This is a genomic window from Limnohabitans sp. (genome assembly GCF_044361645.1).
Lineage (GTDB): Bacteria > Pseudomonadota > Gammaproteobacteria > Burkholderiales > Burkholderiaceae_C > Limnohabitans_A.
In genome coordinates this window covers 31,844-49,025 of sequence record NZ_JBIKIL010000001.1, presented here as the reverse complement: position 1 = coordinate 49,025, position 17,182 = coordinate 31,844, and the positions used below count along the sequence as shown (strand labels likewise).

Genomic DNA, 17,182 nt, shown 5'->3' with positions numbered 1-17,182 from the left:
TTTCGCAAAGCCTGCGATTATCGCGGCTGCAAAATGGGGTGGGGGCGATGAAAGTGGGATGGAAGGGATCAGGCGGCCACAAAGGGGTTGATCAACTGCACGCCCGCCAGCACTTCGCCTGTGCCCATGTCTTCGGTCAACAGCACGGCGCAACCTGAAATGTGGGCGCTGGCCAAAATCAGGGCGTCCCAGTAACTCAGGCTGTGTCTTTGGTGGAGATCGAGCGCCATGTCGATGGTGTCTGGCGTCACGCCCGCCACGTCCATTTGCCGGTAACAGTGCAGTTGCGCGCGCACATGGCTGTGGGGCAGGCCCAGTTTGCGCAGGCCGACCTGGATGTATTCATTGAGCACCTGCGTGGACAAAACGCCCAACCGTTGAAACCGCAAATGCCGCAGCACATCGATGGCGATGCGCTGTTTGTGGGGTTCGTCGGTGCTGTCGGCATAGACCAAGATGTTGGTGTCGATGAAGCACCTGGTTTTGGGCAGCGCCAGCAGCTGGCCCCACGGCGGCGTGGGTTCAGCCGCGATCATGCAGGGCATCCCGGTCAAACTTCCAGCCCTTGAGTTGCCCACCGCCGCTCAGGCAGCGTTGCTCCCAGGCTTGCCATTCGGCAGCTTGACGCTCTTGCCCCGCGAGTTGCTCTAAATAATCGCGCACGGCTTGGTTCAGGCTTTTGCCCATTTTTCGGGCCGCTTCACGCGCCGATTCGGCGACCCGCTCGTCCACAGACAAGGTGATGTTCATGGTTTGACCTCCCGCAATGGCATGAAATTCACACGTATTATGTGCGAATCATGCTTTCGGTGCAAACGCCGTCCCCAAGGTGTTGGCGTGCAGCTTCGTCCAACGCTTCAAGGCCTGCTCAATGGGCGTGTGTTCGGGCTGCCTGGGCAGGCCCAAGGCCTGCGCCGCTGCGTTCAGCGCCTGCAAGGGGTGTTGCAGGTCAAGCGCCAAGGCGCCGTTTTGCTTGCTGAGTTTTTCGCCGTTCGCTGCCCGCACCAAGGGCGTGTGCAGGTATTGGGGCGTGGGCAGACCCAAGGCGCGCTGCAGCACAATCTGCCGCGCCGTGTTGTCGGCCAGGTCTTGGCCGCGCACCACATGGGTGATGCCTTGCGCGGCATCGTCCACCACCACGGCCAGCTGGTAAGCCCACAGCCCATCGGCGCGGCGCAGCACAAAGTCGCCCACTTCTTCAGACACGTTTTGCTGCTGCGGCCCCAAACGGCGGTCGGTCCATGGGGTCAGGGCAGGCAGGCCCAGCGCGGTTTGCACCGCCTGCACATCGAGCCGCCAGGCGCGGGCGGGTTTGCCGTTCAGGCCTTGGCGGCAGGTGCCGGGGTATACGGCGGCGCTGTGCCGGGCCACGCTTTGGGTCGATTCAATGTGCTTGCGCGAACAGCCGCAGGGGTAGGCCCAAGCTTGCTCAACCAGTTGCTGCAAAGCGCCCGCGTACAAGGCGTGTCGCTGGCTTTGCCATGTCGCCGGGACGTCGGGCAGTAGCCCGCACGCGGCCAGTTGCGCGGTGATGGCGACATCAGCCCCACGCACGCAGCGGGGTGTGTCCACGTCTTCGATGCGAAGCAGCCACTGGCCGCTGTGGGCACGGGCATCTAGCCAGCTGGCCAAAGCCGCCACCAGTGATCCGGCATGCAAAAGGCCGGTTGGCGAGGGCGCAAACCGGCCTGTGTATATCCCGTGCATGCTGTTTCCCGGGCATGCCAGGTCAGCGTTTTTGGAGCACCGCCAAAGCCAGTTCCAGGCCGGAGACAAAGGCGTCCTCGACCCGGTGGCCCAAGCACCAGTCACCGCACAAGCCAATGCCTTGGTCTTTCGACCACAAGAAGTTTTGGCCCAAGGGCTGAGCAGTTTTGGCATACAACCAACGGTGCACCTCGGCGTAGTCTGGGGTGACGCGGATGCCGGTGATTTCGGCAAACGCCTTGATCAATTTGCCTTTGACGCGCTCGGGTGTGTCGTTGATGTGTTCTTCAGACCACGGGGCGCTGGCCTGGACGGTCCAGCGTTCGATGCGCTCACGCCCAGGCTTGGACGACTCGCGGGCCATCCAGGCAACGCGGTGGTGCGTGCTGCGGGCCGCATTCCATTGCGGACCAAGGGTGATCAAGCCCGGTTGTACCGCCTGCGGGTAGGCCAGCATCAAGGTCCAGCAGGGCCCAACCCGCACCCGCTCCAAAGGTGCTGCCAAAGGGGCGAGTTGTGACGCTTGGAGCAGTTCTTGGGCTTGCGCCGACGGAATGGCCAAGATCACTTTGTCAAAGCCCGCAAAGACATGCTGACCGCCGTCATCGCCCTCGGTGTGCAGTTGCCAGCCGTTTTTCTTCAACGGGTCGGCCACGATGCGGGTGACCCGGGTTTGCAGTTGCACGTTGCCGTCTTCCACCAAAGGTGCAGCCCAGGCTTTGACCAAAGCGTTCATGCCGGGCGAGGCGACCCAATGGCGTTCGCCGCCGGGCAGGCCCGCTTCGATGACGCGGCCGCTTGGGTCCAGCACGCGCACAGCGTTGGCGCTCCAGGGTTTGCACACGCCAGGGACGGTGCCGATCGCCAACTCGAAACGCGGATCGCGCACGGTGAAGTACTGCGCGCCGTGGTCAAAACTGCCAAATGCGCTGGTGCGGGTGCTCATGCGCCCGCCCAGGCCCCGGCTCTTTTCAAACAAGGTGATGTTGTGTCCGGCTTGGCGCAAAGTGCGTGCGCAAGTGACGCCGGCCATGCCGACGCCGATGATGGCAATGTGTTGTGTGGTCATGGCTTGACTTTAGCTGAGAAAACGGTGCTCAAAGCGCTTGAGGGGGTTATCCCGGGTGTGGGTTGGACGGGTGCGGACCTGCCACCTTGTGCGCCGGCCGCAGCAGGGCTTCGCGTGTGGCGGGTTTTTCTAACTGTGCCAACCACCACAGCAGCGCCTGCCCAGCAGGTGCTGCTGTGGTGTCGCGCCAAGCATGGTGACAGGTGTTGGTGCGTGGGGTGTTGACTTGCTTGACCCGCAACATGCCGCAGTCAATGTAGGGGCGTGCCAGCGTTTCGGGCAAAAAACCACCCCCTAAGCCGCGCAGCTGGGCCTCCAGTTTGCTCGGCATGTCGGGCACGGTGAAGACGTCTTGCCCACCTTGCAGGCCCAGTGTCAGGCCTGTGCCCCGGCTGACCGAGTCGGCCACTGCCACTGCGCGGTGTTGCTGCAAACTGGCGTCGCTGAGCGGCTCTGGGGCTTGGGCCAGTGGATGGTGTGGAGCCACTGCGTAGACAAAAGCGATGTCGCCCAGCACCGCATGCCTGATGTCGCTGGGCAGCCCTGGCTCCAGCACCACACCGAGGGCCAAATCGGCCATGCCCGAATGGAGTGTTGCCAAGGTGCCCGACAAGGTCTCAAAGCGCAGCCGCAAGCGGGTGGGCGCGCCCAAGGCCAAAAAACTGGCACACAAATCCATCACCACGCTGCGCGAAATGATGCTGTCCACCGCAACAGTGAACACCGCCTCCCAGCCCGTGGCCACGCGGCGCACACGGTTGGCCACAGCGTCGATGTCGTCGAGCAAGCGGCCAGATTCGCGCAACAACTCACGGCCTGCAGCCGTAGGCACAGCTTGGCGGGCACTGCGGTCAAACAACAACACATCGAGCGCGTCTTCGATCTGCCGAACGCGGTAAGTCAAGGCGCTGGGCACCAGATCCAGGGCCCGGGCAGCGGCGGCAAAACTGCCTTTTTGGCCAATGGTTTGCAGCATCAACAGGGCTTCGGGGGTGAGCCAATCGCGGGGTGTTTGCATCAAAAAAACCTAGGGCTGTGGCGGTCGAGGTTGATGCCCGCAAAGCGGGTGCACCAGGTTTTGTTCGCCTGTGTGGCGGGCAACCCTCACGCAAGGGCTCCAAATGGTTTGGCCAGCACACCGATGGAACACGCGCCTGGCGTGGCCTTGCAGGTCGCACCAAGCCCCACTGTGCTGGCGGCCTTGTCTGTGCGCGAGGTCCAAAGCCAATCGATCAAACCGCGGCCACCGGCTCCGCAATGCCGCCGACCACTTGGCTGAAGCCCCCATCCACATAGGTGATTTCAGCGCTCACCCCTGCTGCCAGATCGCTCAACATGAACGCGGCCACGTTGCCCACATCGTCAATGGTCACGTTGCGGCGAATCGGCGAGGCCTCGGCCACCACCGACAAAATCTTGCCAAAGCCCTTGATGCCACTGGCGGCCAAGGTTTTGATGGGCCCTGCAGAAATACCGTTGGCGCGCAGTCCTCGGTTTTGGCTGCCCAGCGACTCGGCCAAATAGCGCACAGACGCCTCCAAGCTGGCTTTGGCCAAACCCATGGTGTTGTAGTTGGGCACCGTGCGAATCGCGCCCAAATAGGTGAGGGTCAGCACCGCCGACTTGTCGTTCAAGTAGGGCAGGGCTGCTTTGGCCATGGCGGGAAAACTGTAGGCGCTGATGTCGTGCGCAATTTTGAAAGCTTCACGCGACAAACCGTCCAAAAAGTCACCGGCAATGGCTTCACGCGGGGCATAACCGATGGCATGCACAAAACCGTCGAACTTGGGCCAGGTGGCTGACAGGTCGGTGAAGAGCTGGTCAATTTGCGCATCGCTGCCCACATCGCAATCAAAAATCAAAGTCGAGTCAAAGTGGGATGCAAATTCGGTGATGCGCTCTTTGAAACGCTCGCCCACGTAGCTGAACGCCAGCTCGGCACCTTGCGCGTGGCAGGCCTTGGCAATGCCGTAGGCGATCGAACGGTTGGACAAGACGCCCGTGATTAACAGCTTTTTACCCGACAGAAATCCTGTTTTTGTAAGCATGCGCTCAACTCCTGAAAAATGTGGGCAGAATTGTCGCATGCGAAGAACCTGGGCCTTGATCTGGACACACTGCTTGCTGGCCCTCGGGTTTTGTGCAGCGGGAACCGCTTGGGCGCAACACGCTTATGCGCAGTTTGGCGACATCCGCTACCCCGCTGGATTCACGCATTTTGACCACGTCAACCCCGACGCGCCCAAAGGCGGTGCGATTGTTTTGGTGCCACCAACCCGGCAGTCCAACTTTGACAAATACAACCCATTCACACTCAAGGGCAGTGCGCCGCCGGCCATGCTGGGCATGGTGTTTGACACCTTGTTGGTGGGCAATATGGACGAGCCGACCACGGCCTACGGTTTGCTGGCTTCGGACATCAAGGTGGCCAGTGACCGGATGTCGGTCACCTTCCAGCTCCACCCGCAAGCACGCTTTCACAATGGCGACCCGGTGCTTGCCAGCGACGTGCAGCATTCGTTTGAACGACTGACCAGCCCACAAGCCGCCCCGCAGTACCGCACTTATTTCAGCGAGGTCAAAAAAGCCTTGGTTTTGAGCGAGCGCAGCATCCGTTTTGATTTCGTGCGGCCCAACAGCGAACTGCCTTTGATTGTGGGCAGTTTGCCCGTGTTCAGCCATAAATGGGGGCTAGAGGGCAGCAAGCACAAAGCCTTTGATCAAATGGTGATGGAATGGCCGATCGCCTCTGGCCCCTACCGCATTGGCCGGGTGGAGTTTGGCCGCGACATCACCTATGAGCGCGACCCCGATTATTGGGCGCGTGACCTGAATGTGCGCAAGGGGCAGTTCAATTTTGACCGCATCACCTACAAAATCTACAAAGACAGCACCGCCCAGCTCGAAGCCTTCAAGGCGGGTGAGTTCGATTACATGCAGTCGTTCATTGCACGCGAGTGGGCCAGGGCCTTCACAGGTCGCGCGTTCGACCGAGGCGACCTGGTCAAGGCCGAGCTGGCGCACGGCAACGCAGGCGACTTTCAAGGCTTTTTGTTCAACACGCGGCGCGACCAGTTCAAAGACGTGCGGGTGCGCCAAGCCATTGCGCTGGCCATGGACTTTGAGTGGCTCAACCGTCAGTTGTTCTACAACGCCTACAGCCGAGTGCGTGGCTACTTTGTGGCCAGTGACTTTGAGGCCAAGGGCTTGCCTGGGCCCGACGAGCTGGCACTGCTCGAAGCTTTGCGGGACAAATTGCCCCCGGCCGTGTTCGCCCAAGCGGTGCCGCAACCGCCAGAGACAGCGCTGGAGCCATCTTCCGGCCGCAGCCTGCGCGACCATTTGCGTCAGGCGCGTGAGTTGTTGAAAGAGGCGGGCTGGACTTACCGCGATGGCGCTTTGCGCAACGACAAAGGCCAGGCCATGCGCATCGAGTTTTTGGACAGCTCGGGCTCCATGGGGCGTGTGGTCACGCCCTTTGCCAAGAACCTCGAAAAACTGGGCATCCAAGTCCAATACAAAGTCATCGACTTTGCCCTGCTGCAAAAACGCATGGACGTGTTTGATTTCGACATCGTGAGCAACCGCACCGTGGGCAGCGAAGCGCCCGGCACCGAATTGCTCGAGCGCTATGGCAGCCGATCGGCCGACGTGGAAGGCTCGGGCAATGTGATCGGCCTGAAAGACCCGGCGGTGGATGCGCTGCTGGACAAAGTGGTCAGTGCCACCACGAGGCCCGAATTGGTCACGCGCCTGCGCGCACTCGACCGGGTGCTGCGCCACGGCCACTATGTGGTGCCGCATTGGTATGGCGCGGTTCACCGGGTGTCTTGGCGCGCCAAAGCCTTTGCCCGGCCCGCTGCATTGCCGCGCTTTTACCAGCCTGAAAAACTGGTGACCACGGTCTGGTGGTCGCCCGATGCCGCGTTGGCCCAAACGCCCCAAGCCAGCGCTTTGCGCCCTTGACCCATGCTGGCCTATATTTTCAAACGCTTGTTGCTGATGATTCCAACCCTGTTTGGGGTTTTGTTGATGACCTTTGCAGTGATCCAGTTTGTGCCTGGCGGCCCGGTCGAGCAAATGGTGGCCCAACTGCAAGGCCGCGACACCGGCGGGGAGGGCGCTGCTGCCGCTGGCAGCGGTTACCGAGGACGGCAAGGTGTGGATGCCGCCCGCATCGAAGAAATCAAAACCCTCTACGGCTTTGACAAAGCGCCTGCAGAGCGGTTTTGGATGATGCTCAAGCAGTTTGCGCAATTCGACTTGGGGCAAAGCTTTTTCTACTCCAAAGACTTGTGGAGTCTGATTCAAGAAAAGCTGCCGGTGTCCATCAGTTTGGGTTTGTGGACCTTCTTTTTGAGTTACATGGTGTCTGTGCCTTTGGGCATTGCCAAGGCCGTGCGGGCGGGCACGCGCTTTGACACGCTCACCAGTTTGCTGGTGCTGGTGGGCTACGCGATTCCGGGTTTTGTGTTGGGCGTGGCTTTGCTGGTGATTTTTGGCGGGCAATTGCAATGGTTTCCGCTGCGCGGCCTGACCTCGTCCAACTGGGAACAGCTCAGTTGGGGCGGCAAGGTGGTGGACTATTTGTGGCACATCGCTTTGCCGGTCACAGCCAGTGTGATGGGCTCGTTTGCGGTCATCACCATGCTCACCAAAAACGCCTTTTTAGAAGAAATTCGCAAACAGTATGTGTTGACCGCCCGCGCCAAGGGCCTGAGCGAAAACCGCGTGCTGTACCGCCATGTCATGCGCAATGCCTTGATTCCGCTGGTCACGGGTTTTCCGGCGGCCTTCATCGGCGCATTTTTCACCGGCTCGCTGCTGATTGAAACTTTGTTCTCGCTCGATGGTCTGGGTTTGCTCAGTTACGAAGCGGTGATTCGGCGTGACTACCCCGTGGTGCTGGGCACCTTGTATTTGTTCACCCTGATCGGGCTGTTTGCCAAGTTGATCAGCGACCTGTGCTACCTGTGGGTCGACCCGCGCGTGAAGTTTGACAAATGAGCACGCCAAGCGCACCGTCCTCCTCGTCTGCTGTGCCGACACAGGCTTCGCCCTCGGCTCGGGCCTGGCAGCGTTTTCGGCGCAACCGGCTGGGTTTTGGCAGCCTTGTCATTTTCGTGCTGCTGTTCGTCATGAGCTTGGGCGCAGAGTTTTTCTCCAATGACAAGCCGCTGCTCGTGCGCTTTGAGGGGCAGTGGTATTTTCCGGTGGTGCAGACCTTGCCCGAAAAAACCTTTGGCGGCGACTTTGAAACCCCGGCCGACTACCTCGACCCCTACATTCAGGCGCAATTGAACAAGGGTGATAACTGGGCTTTGCAAGCGCTCAACCCCTACCACCACAGCACGCTCGACTACTTTGCCCCCTTGCCCAACCCCGCAGCGCCCAGCGCCCGTAATTGGTTGGGCACAGACGACCGGGGCCGCGATGTGCTGGCGCGTTTGCTGTACGGCTTTCGGGTGTCGGTGCTGTTTGCCTTGGCGCTGACCTTGTTTGGGGTGTTTTTGGGTGTGCTGACCGGGGCCATTCAAGGTTTTTTTGTGGGCAAGACCGATTTGGTGTTTCAGCGCTTCATCGAAGTCTGGAGCGCCATGCCTGAGCTGTATTTGCTCATCATCTTCTCGGCCGTGTTCGAGCCCAGTGTGGGCTTGCTGCTCTTGCTGCTCAGCCTGTTTGGCTGGATGGGTTTGTCCGACTATGTGCGGGCCGAGTTCTTGCGCAACCGCCAGCTCGATTACGTCAAGTCGGCGCGGGCGCTGGGTTTGGGGCATTGGCAAATCATGTGGCGGCACGTCTTGCCCAACAGCATGACGCCGGTGGTGACCTTTTTGCCCTTTCGCATGAGTGGGGCCATTTTGGCCTTGACCTCGCTGGACTTTCTGGGCCTGGGCGTGCCGCCGGGCACACCGTCTTTGGGCGAATTGCTGGCCCAAGGCAAAAACAACATCGACGCCTGGTGGATCTCCATCTCCACCTTTGTGGTGCTGGTGGTGACCTTGTTGCTGTTGACCTTCATGGGTGACGCGCTGCGCGACGCACTGGATCCGCGAAAGGTGGACACATGACGGCGCACCAGCCCCTGTTAGAACTCAAAGATCTGCGCATCGCCTTTGGTGGGCAGGCCGTCGTGCACGGCGTGAACCTGAGCATCCAAGCGGGCGAGCGCGTGGCCTTGGTGGGCGAGTCGGGTTCGGGCAAATCGGTCACGGCGCTGTCGGTGCTGCGTTTGCTCGATTCGGCCCAGTTGTCAGGCCAAGTGCTCTGGCAAGGCCACGACCTGTTGCAGCAAACACCTGCTCAGATGCAGCGCATACGCGGCGACGAGATCGCCATGATTTTTCAAGAGCCCATGACCGCGCTCAACCCTTTGATGACCGTGGGCGCGCAAATTTCGGAAGTCCTGCAACTCAAAAAGCTTTTGGCTATGCGCGATGCCGATGCGCGCGCCGTGCATTTGCTGTCCGAAACCGGCATCGACGAGCCCGCGCGGCGCTTTGGGGCCTACCCGCACCAGTTGTCGGGCGGGCAGCGCCAACGCGCCATGATGGCCATGGCCCTCGCGTCCGAACCCAAGCTGCTCTTGGCCGACGAGCCCACCACCGCGCTGGACGCCAGCTTGCGCCTGCAAATGCTGCAGCTTTTGGCCGATCTCCAGCAAAAAACCGGCATGGCTGTCTTGCTGATCACCCACGATTTGGCTTTGGTGCGCCACTTTGCCGACCGCGTGGTGGTGATGGAAAAAGGGCACTTGGTCGAGCAAGGCGCCTTGAACGCGGTGTTTGAGCGCCCCCAACACCCCTACACACGCCGATTGCTCTCGAGCCAACCCAGCCGCGCGGGCCTGGTCGCTGCGCCGCCCCTGGATACGGCGCCGCTCTTGCGCGTGAGGCAACTGCAAGTGCGCTATCCCAAAGCCGTGCCCGGTTTCAAAGCCTGGTTTCAAAAGCACCACTTCACAGCCTTGCAAGGGGCCGACTTTTCGATCGCACCGGGCAGCACCTTGGGCGTGATGGGCGAGTCAGGTTCTGGCAAGTCGAGCTTGGCGCAGGCGGTGCTCGGCTTGATCCCTTTTTCGGGTGATCTGTCGTTTGCGGGCCAAACTTGGCAAGGCCAACCCAGCTTGGACAAGGCCTTGCGGCGTCGGGTGCAGGTGGTGTTTCAAGACCCCTATGGCAGCTTGTCGCCGCGCATGACGGTGGGCGAGATCGTCTCAGAAGGCTTACGCCTGCACCACCCGCAATGGACACCCGCGCAAACCGAGCAACGCGTGCGCGCGGCTTTTGCCGAAGTGGGCTTGGTGGGCGATGGCTCGGCCGACCTGCTGGGGCGTTACCCGCATGCTTTTTCAGGCGGGCAGCGCCAACGCATCGCCTTGGCCCGAGCCTTGGTGGTCGAGCCCGAATTGCTGGTGCTGGACGAGCCCACCAGTGCGCTCGATGTGACGGTACAGCAACAGATTTTGAGCTTGCTCCAGTCCTTGCAACAAAAGCACGGCATGGCGTATTTGCTGATCACCCACGATGTGGACGTGCTGCGCGCCATGGCCCACGATGTCATGGTGCTCAAGTCAGGCCAGGTGGTCGAACAAGGGCGCGCCGAGCGCTTGCTCTCGGCTCCGAGTCACCCCTACACGCAAAGCTTGATACAAGCCTTTTCATAAAACCCGAGCCCGCGCCAGGGTCGGCAATCAGGCCCGCGCGCTCAAGCCAAGGGCGGGCAGCACGGGCCCTGAATGCGCCCGGGCCGGGCCTGTAAATGATGTTGTTTTCCTTGAAAATCACGCACTTACGCCGCTTTTTCAGCTAGAATACTGGCTTCACGACCAAGCGGGCGGGTTTTCACCGCCCGCTTTTTTTGGGTCTTTCATTTTTAACGTAGATCGTTCAAAGCTCTGTGGCATTGCAGCAAATTGTTCAAGAAACCGTGACCGGCCTAGGTTATGACCTGGTCGACATTGAGCGCACGGCGGGCGGTTTGTTGCGCATCACCATCGATTTTCCTTGGCAACCGGGCGTTGAGCTTTCGATCAATGTGGAAGATTGCGAAAAGGTCAACCGCCAGTTGCAGTTTGCACTCGAGGTTGATGGTGTGGCTTACAACCGACTTGAGGTCTCGTCACCCGGCATCGACCGCCCTTTGCGCAAACAGCAAGACTTCGAGCGTTTTGCTGGTGAAGTGGTGGACATCACCTTGAAAGCCCCCATGGGTGAAAACGCAGCCGGCATGGTCAACCCCAGCCGCAAAAAATTTCGCGGCACGCTCGAGCGTGACGCGGCCAGCCAAGGCTGGCAAATTGTCTGGAGCGATGCACCCGTGCTCAAACCGGGGCAAAAAATCAGTCCCAAGCGAGCCCCAGCGCCTGTGCATGCACTGGGTTTCACGATCGATGAATTGCGCGAGGCTCGCCTCGCACCCGTGGTTGATTTCAAAGGCCGCAAACCCAAGTCACCCGCTTGAAGCCCAGAACATTTTTAAGCTTAATTTTCGGGCCTCATAAACAGACCCGCAGGAACAGGAGAGTCAAGTCATGAATCGCGAAATGCTGATGTTGGTCGAAGCCATCTCACGTGAAAAAAACGTAGAACGCGACCTTGTGTTTGGGGCTGTCGAAGCGGCTTTGGCTCAAGCCACCAAAAAACTGTTCACAGGCGAGGTGGACATTCGCGTGGCGGTGGACCGCGACAGTGGCAATTATGAGAGTTTTCGCCGCTGGCACGTGGTGCCCGACGAGGCCGGTCTGCAATTGCCCGAGCAAGAAATTTTGTTGTTCGAAGCCCAAGAGCAAATCCCGGACATCGAGGTGGACGAGTACATCGAAGAAGCCATCGAGTCGGTGCCGATTGGCCGCATCGGTGCGATGGCGGCCAAGCAAGTCATCTTGCAAAAAATCCGCGACGCCGAACGCGAAATGCTGCTGAACGACTTCATGTCGCGTGGCGAAAAGATCTTTGTCGGCACGGTCAAGCGCATGGACAAGGGCGACATCATTTGCGAGTCCGGCCGCATCGAAGGCCGCCTGCGCCGCAACGAGATGATCCCCAAGGAAAACCTGCGCAGCGGCGACCGTGTGCGCGCCATGATCATGGAGGTGGACCTGACGCTGCGCGGCGCGCCCATTTTGCTGTCCCGCTCGGCCCCTGAGTTCATGATCGAGTTGTTCCGCCAAGAAGTCCCCGAAATCGAGCAAGGGCTGCTGGAGATCAAAACCTGCGCCCGTGACCCCGGTTCCCGCGCCAAGATCGCTGTGTTGTCGCACGACAAGCGGGTCGACCCGATTGGCACTTGCGTGGGCGTGCGAGGCACCCGCGTCAATGCCGTGACCAACGAGCTGGCAGGCGAGCGCGTGGACATTGTGTTGTGGAGCGAAGACCCGGCCCAGTTTGTGATTGGTGCATTGGCCCCCGCCAACGTGCAGTCCATCGTGGTGGACGAAGAAAAGCACGCCATGGACGTGGTGGTCGACGAAGAAAATCTCGCGATCGCGATTGGCCGCGGTGGCCAAAACGTGCGCTTGGCCTCTGACCTCACGGGCTGGAAGATCAACATCATGGACGCCGCCGAGTCGGCCCAAAAACAGGCCGAAGAAACCACAGGCATCCGCCAGTTGTTCATGGAAAAGCTCGACGTCGACCAAGAAATTGCCGACATTCTGATTGGCGAAGGTTTCACCAGCTTGGAAGAAGTGGCCTATGTGCCGATTCAGGAAATGCTGGAGATTGAAAGCTTCGATGAAGACACCATCAACGAGTTGCGCACGCGCGCCAAAGACGCGCTGCTGACCCTTGAAATTGCTCGCGAAGAGAGCGTCGAAGACGTGTCGCAAGACCTTCGTGATTTGCCGGGCTTGACGCCTGAGCTGATTTCCAAGCTGGTTCAAGCGGGTATCCAAACCCGCGACGACCTGGCTGACCTGGCCACCGACGAGTTGACTGAGATCACCGCTCAGACAGCGCAAGAGGCGACCACCTTGATCATGAAAGCCCGCGAACATTGGTTCGCTGGCCAGGCCTGAAGTCTATGGAGGCTTGAACAAAATTATGTCCAGTACCACTGTTGCCGAGTTCGCCAATGAGCTCAAAAAATCTGCCGATGTCTTGCTCGATCAATTGCGGTCGGCGGGCGTTTCCAAAGCCTCGGTCAGCGATGCGTTGACCGAAGGCGACAAGCAAAAGCTGCTCAGTTTCTTGCAAACCAGCCATGGCACCGTCATGACTGACCGCAAGAAAATCACCTTGGTGAAAAAATCCACCAGTGAAATCAAGCAAGCCGATGCGTCGGGCAAGGCCCGCACCATCCAAGTCGAGGTGCGTAAAAAGCGCACCTTGATCAAACGCGATGACGAACCCGTCGCCCTGAGCCCGCAAGAACAAGCCGCTGAACCAGCCTTAGACCTTGCGGACTTGGCACGGCGTGAAGAAGAGGCGCGTCGTCAGGCCGAGTTGATCAGCTTGCAAGAAGCCGAATTGGCTGAAAACCGTCGGCAACGCGAGGCGCAAGAAGCCGCGCAACGTGCTGCGCTGTTGGCGCAAGAGGCCAGTGAACTCGCACAAGCCCAAGCCGCTGCCCAAGTTGCCGTGTCGGACAAAGCCGAAGCGCCATCCCCACCGGGTCAAGCGCCTTTGAGCCGCGATGAGCGCCAGCAATTGGCCCGTGCTGAGGCCGCCAGCATCAACGCATCTTCGCAAGCCAAACCTGTGGCGGCTGCACCGTCGGCGACACCCGCCGAGATCAAACTTGCAGTGGCAGAGCAGGCCGCGCAAGCTGCCGCTGCCAAAGCCCAAGCGGACCAATCCGCTCGCGAGGCGACCGCCCAACAAGCGGCAGCAGACTCCAAAGCCAAGGCCGAAGAAGAAACCCTGCGCGCTCAAGATTTGGATGCCCGGCGTCGCAAGGCTTTGGCAGAAGCCGAAGCCATTCGCACCATGATGAATGCCCCTAAAAAGGTGTTAACGGCGAAAAAAGAAGAAGCCAAGGTCGAGCCCAAAGCGGCGGTCAAGGGCACTTTGCACAAACCCGCAGGTACACCCGCTCCAAGCGCAAAAGCGCCAACCACACCCGCCAACACCAGTGCCGCACCGGGGGGCAACAAAGAAGTCAAATCGGCCAAACTGTCCTCCAGTTGGGCGGGTGACCCAGCCAAAAAGAAAGCCATACCTACACGCGGAGACACCAGTGGCGGTGTGGGCCGCAACAACTGGCGCACTGGCCCGCGTGGTCGCCGTGGCAACGAACGAGACCGCGATGAGGGGCAGAACCAGCAGGCCGCTGTTGAGCTTCGCATCCTTGAGGTGCATGTGCCTGAAACCATCACTGTGGCCGAGTTGGCTCACAAAATGGCCATCAAGGCCTCTGAGGTCATCAAGCACTTGATGAAGCTGGGCCAAATGGCCACCATGAACCAGCCGCTGGACCAAGACACCGCCATGATTGTGGTGGAAGAAATGGGTCACAAAGCGGTGGTGGCCGCGCTGGACGATCCAGAAGCTTTCACCGACGACGAAGTGTTGGACCAACACGCCGAGTCTTTGCCGCGTGCCCCTGTGGTCACCGTCATGGGCCACGTGGACCACGGCAAGACCTCCTTGCTCGATTACATCCGACGCGCCAAAGTGGCTTCGGGTGAGGCCGGTGGCATCACCCAGCACATCGGTGCTTACCATGTGGAAACACCTCGCGGCATGATCTCCTTCTTGGACACGCCCGGCCACGAGGCCTTCACGGCCATGCGTGCCCGAGGTGCACAAGCGACCGACATCGTCATCCTTGTGGTGGCCGGTGACGACGGCGTGATGCCGCAGACCAAAGAAGCCATCAAGCACGCCAAAGCGGCCGGTGTGCCCATCGTGGTGGCCATCAACAAGATGGACAAGCCCGATGCCAATGTTGACCGCGTGCGCAGCGAGTTGATCGCCGAAGAGGTCGTGCCCGAAGAGTTTGGCGGTGAATCGCCATTTGTCTCGGTGTCGGCCAAAACCGGCATGGGCATCGACGCTTTGCTCGAACAGGTGTTGTTGCAAGCCGAAGTGCTGGAACTCAGGGCGCCGATCCAAGCCGCTGCCAAGGGTTTGGTCATCGAAGCACGCCTGGACAAAGGCCGTGGTCCTGTGGCCACCATCCTGGTGCAATCGGGCACTTTGAACACGGGCGACGTGGTCTTGGCCGGTCAAACCTTTGGCCGCGTGCGTGCCATGCTGGATGAAAACGGTGCGGCCATCAAGTCGGCCGGTCCTTCCATCCCCGTCGAAATCCAAGGCCTGACCGAAGTGCCGCAAGCCGGTGACGAATTCATGGTCATGGGCGACGAGCGCCGTGCCCGCGAAATCGCCACTTACCGCGCCGGCAAGTTCCGCAACACCAAGTTGGCCAAGCAACAAGCCGCCAAACTCGAGAACATGTTCACCGACATGTCGGCGGGCGAGGTCAAGATGCTGCCCATCATCATCAAGGCCGACGTGCAGGGTTCGCAAGAAGCCCTGGGCGCTTCCTTGCTCAAGTTGTCCAACGACGAAGTCAAAGTCCAGTTGGTGTATGCCGGCGTGGGCGGCATCAGCGAGTCGGACATCAACCTGGCGATTGCGTCCAAAGCCATCGTGATCGGCTTCAACGTGCGGGCCGATGCCGGTGCGCGCAAATTGGCCGAAGGCAATGGGGTGGACCTGCATTACTACAACATCATTTACGACGCGGTGGACGAGCTCAAGGCCGCCATGTCGGGCATGTTGGCACCCGAGCAGCGGGAAGAAATCATGGGCATGGCCGAAATCAGAACCGTGTTTGTGGCTTCCAAAATCGGCACCGTCGCTGGTTGCATGGTCACCTCAGGCCAAGTCACCCGCAGCGCCAAGTTCCGTTTGTTGCGCGACAACGTGGTCATCTACACCGGCGAGCTCGATTCGCTCAAGCGCGCCAAGGACGATGTGCGCGAAGTCAAAGAAGGCTTCGAGTGCGGCATCAAGCTCAAAAACTACAACGACATCAAAGAAGGCGATTACCTCGAATTCTTCGACGTCAAGGAAATTGCGAGAACTATGTAAATGGTGCGTCGTAAGCAGTCCTCTTTGCCCAACCGCGGTTTCCGTGTGGCCGATCAGATCCAGCGTGATCTGACCGAGTTGATTGCGCGCGAGTTGAAAGACCCGCGCGTGGGCATGGTGACGATCAATGCCATTGAGGTCACGCCAGACTACGCACACGCCAAGGTCTACTTCAGCGTCTTGACGGGTCAGCCCGAAGAGGCGACAGAAGGTTTGAACGCGGCGGCGGGTTTCTTGCGCAACGGTTTGTTCAAGCGTTTGCACATCCACACCGTGCCAACACTGCATTTCTTGTTTGACCGCACCACCGAGCGTGCGTCGGACATGAACGCCTTGATCGCCAAGGCCGTCTCTTCGCGCGCCCAGGAGGACTGAGCATGAACGCGCCACGCACCAGGGTGCAGCGGCACCCTGTGCACGGGGTGCTGTTGCTTGACAAACCACTGGGACTGTCCAGCAACCAGGCTTTGCAAAAGGCCAAATGGTTGCTGCGCGCCGAAAAAGCAGGCCACACCGGCACGCTTGATCCTTTGGCCACCGGCGTGTTGCCGCTTTGCTTTGGCGCCGCCACCAAGTTCAGTCAGCAACATCTGGATGCCGACAAAACCTACGAAACCACAGTTAGGCTGGGCCTGAAAACCAGCACCGGCGATGCCGAAGGCGAGGTGATTTCTGTCCGAGAAGTGTCATGTTCGGCAGGTAGGGTCGTCGAAGTTTTGGATCGGTTCATGGGGCCGATCAGCCAAGTACCTCCCATGCACAGTGCTTTGAAAAAAGATGGCAAGGCCTTGTATGAATACGCCCGCCAGGGCGAAACCGTTGAGCGCGAAGCGCGCAGTGTGGTGATTCATGACTTGGATTTGCTCGACATGCAACTGCAAGGCGATGCGCCTTTTTTGCGTTTGCGTGTGCGCTGCAGCAAAGGCACTTACATCCGCACGCTGGGCGAAGACATCGCCGAAACCTTGGGTTGTGGGGGGCATTTGAGCGCTTTGCGCCGGGTGGTGACGGGGCCTTTTGAACAAGCCCAGTGCGTGTCGCTGGTGCAGCTGGAGGCCATGCACGAGTTGGACCGGCTGGCCGCTTTGTTGCCGGTGCATGTCTTGCTGCCGGGCTGTACCGAGGTGCAGCTCGACAAAGACCACACCGAGCGGTTTTTGAATGGGGTGCGCCGACACGGCCCTTGGGGTGATAGCGATCAAGTGGCCGTGTACGGCACTCACCCCCGCGCTTTGCTGGGCACAGCCACTGTGCGTGGCGGCGAATTGATACCGGGTCGCTTGTTGAGCCCACTGGAAATTCAACAGATTTTAGAAAAATCACCTGCACCCGAGCCGTTGCTGGCCGAGCAGGTTTAAAGGAAGAG

At 60.0% G+C, this 17,182-nt stretch carries 15 protein-coding genes; 9 read left to right on the top strand and 6 right to left on the bottom strand.

Translation table 11 applies throughout. The features are described 5' to 3' along the window. Nucleotides 1-68 precede the first annotated feature (68 nt). The 6 genes from ACIQ39_RS00250 to fabI form a co-directional block, all read right to left on the bottom strand. Entirely contained in the window at nucleotides 69-536 is a 468-nt protein-coding gene (locus tag ACIQ39_RS00250; RefSeq protein ID WP_396432595.1) for a PIN domain-containing protein, read from the bottom strand. After that, nucleotides 523-750: a DUF6364 family protein gene (locus ACIQ39_RS00245; RefSeq protein ID WP_396432594.1), complete on the bottom strand. Its 228-nt coding sequence runs from the start codon at nucleotides 748-750 to the stop codon at nucleotides 523-525. Before ACIQ39_RS00245 ends, ACIQ39_RS00250 begins: the two co-directional genes overlap by 14 nt. 48 nt (nucleotides 751-798) lie before the next feature. Continuing rightward, nucleotides 799-1,707 carry a tRNA glutamyl-Q(34) synthetase GluQRS gene (gene gluQRS / locus ACIQ39_RS00240; protein WP_396432593.1) on the bottom strand — a complete coding sequence of 303 codons (909 nt, stop codon included), beginning with the start codon at nucleotides 1,705-1,707 and terminating at the stop codon, nucleotides 799-801. 22 nt (nucleotides 1,708-1,729) lie between these two features. After that, nucleotides 1,730-2,776, bottom strand: a complete 1,047-nt coding sequence (locus tag ACIQ39_RS00235) for an NAD(P)/FAD-dependent oxidoreductase (RefSeq protein WP_396432592.1) — start codon at nucleotides 2,774-2,776, stop codon at nucleotides 1,730-1,732. Nucleotides 2,777-2,822: 46 nt separating this feature from the next. Further along, nucleotides 2,823-3,794 (bottom strand): LysR family transcriptional regulator, encoded by a 972-nt coding sequence (locus ACIQ39_RS00230; RefSeq protein WP_396432591.1) that lies wholly within the window; start codon nucleotides 3,792-3,794, stop codon nucleotides 2,823-2,825. A 214-nt stretch (nucleotides 3,795-4,008) separates the two neighbouring features. Further along, entirely contained in the window at nucleotides 4,009-4,824 is an 816-nt protein-coding gene (fabI, locus tag ACIQ39_RS00225) for an enoyl-ACP reductase FabI (RefSeq protein ID WP_396432590.1), read from the bottom strand. 37 nt (nucleotides 4,825-4,861) lie between these two features. Between fabI and ACIQ39_RS00220 the strand changes: the two genes are divergently transcribed. The 9 genes from ACIQ39_RS00220 to truB all read left to right on the top strand — a co-directional run bounded on the left by ACIQ39_RS00220 (nucleotide 4,862) and on the right by truB (nucleotide 17,174). Beyond that, a complete protein-coding gene (locus tag ACIQ39_RS00220; protein WP_396432589.1) occupies nucleotides 4,862-6,742 on the top strand; it encodes an extracellular solute-binding protein in 1,881 nt (626 codons plus the stop codon). Nucleotides 6,743-6,745: 3 nt separating this feature from the next. Beyond that, a complete protein-coding gene (locus ACIQ39_RS00215) occupies nucleotides 6,746-7,783 on the top strand; it encodes a microcin C ABC transporter permease YejB (protein WP_396432588.1) in 1,038 nt (345 codons plus the stop codon). Continuing rightward, nucleotides 7,780-8,847 (top strand): ABC transporter permease, encoded by a 1,068-nt coding sequence (locus ACIQ39_RS00210; RefSeq protein ID WP_396432587.1) that lies wholly within the window; start codon nucleotides 7,780-7,782, stop codon nucleotides 8,845-8,847. The genes ACIQ39_RS00215 and ACIQ39_RS00210 overlap by 4 nt, the downstream gene beginning before the upstream one ends. Then, complete coding sequence (locus ACIQ39_RS00205) at nucleotides 8,844-10,442, top strand: ABC transporter ATP-binding protein (protein ID WP_396432586.1); 1,599 nt, start codon at nucleotides 8,844-8,846, stop codon at nucleotides 10,440-10,442. Before ACIQ39_RS00210 ends, ACIQ39_RS00205 begins: the two co-directional genes overlap by 4 nt. Before the next feature lie 233 nt (nucleotides 10,443-10,675). Further along, on the top strand, nucleotides 10,676-11,239 hold the full coding sequence (rimP, locus tag ACIQ39_RS00200) for a ribosome maturation factor RimP (RefSeq protein WP_396432585.1): 564 nt from the start codon (nucleotides 10,676-10,678) through the stop codon (nucleotides 11,237-11,239). A 70-nt stretch (nucleotides 11,240-11,309) separates the two neighbouring features. Beyond that, nucleotides 11,310-12,794, top strand: coding sequence for a transcription termination factor NusA (nusA, locus tag ACIQ39_RS00195; RefSeq protein ID WP_396432584.1), 1,485 nt, complete (start codon nucleotides 11,310-11,312; stop codon nucleotides 12,792-12,794). A gap of 25 nt (nucleotides 12,795-12,819) precedes the next feature. Continuing rightward, complete coding sequence (infB, locus tag ACIQ39_RS00190; protein ID WP_396432583.1) at nucleotides 12,820-15,816, top strand: translation initiation factor IF-2; 2,997 nt, start codon at nucleotides 12,820-12,822, stop codon at nucleotides 15,814-15,816. Then, the gene (gene rbfA / locus ACIQ39_RS00185; RefSeq protein ID WP_396432582.1) at nucleotides 15,817-16,191 is read left to right on the top strand and encodes a 30S ribosome-binding factor RbfA; all 375 of its coding nucleotides are present in this window, start codon (nucleotides 15,817-15,819) and stop codon (nucleotides 16,189-16,191) included. It abuts the gene before it with no gap. Between the two features lie 2 nt (nucleotides 16,192-16,193). After that, complete coding sequence (gene truB, locus ACIQ39_RS00180) at nucleotides 16,194-17,174, top strand: tRNA pseudouridine(55) synthase TruB (RefSeq protein WP_396432581.1); 981 nt, start codon at nucleotides 16,194-16,196, stop codon at nucleotides 17,172-17,174. Nucleotides 17,175-17,182: the final 8 nt, after the last annotated feature.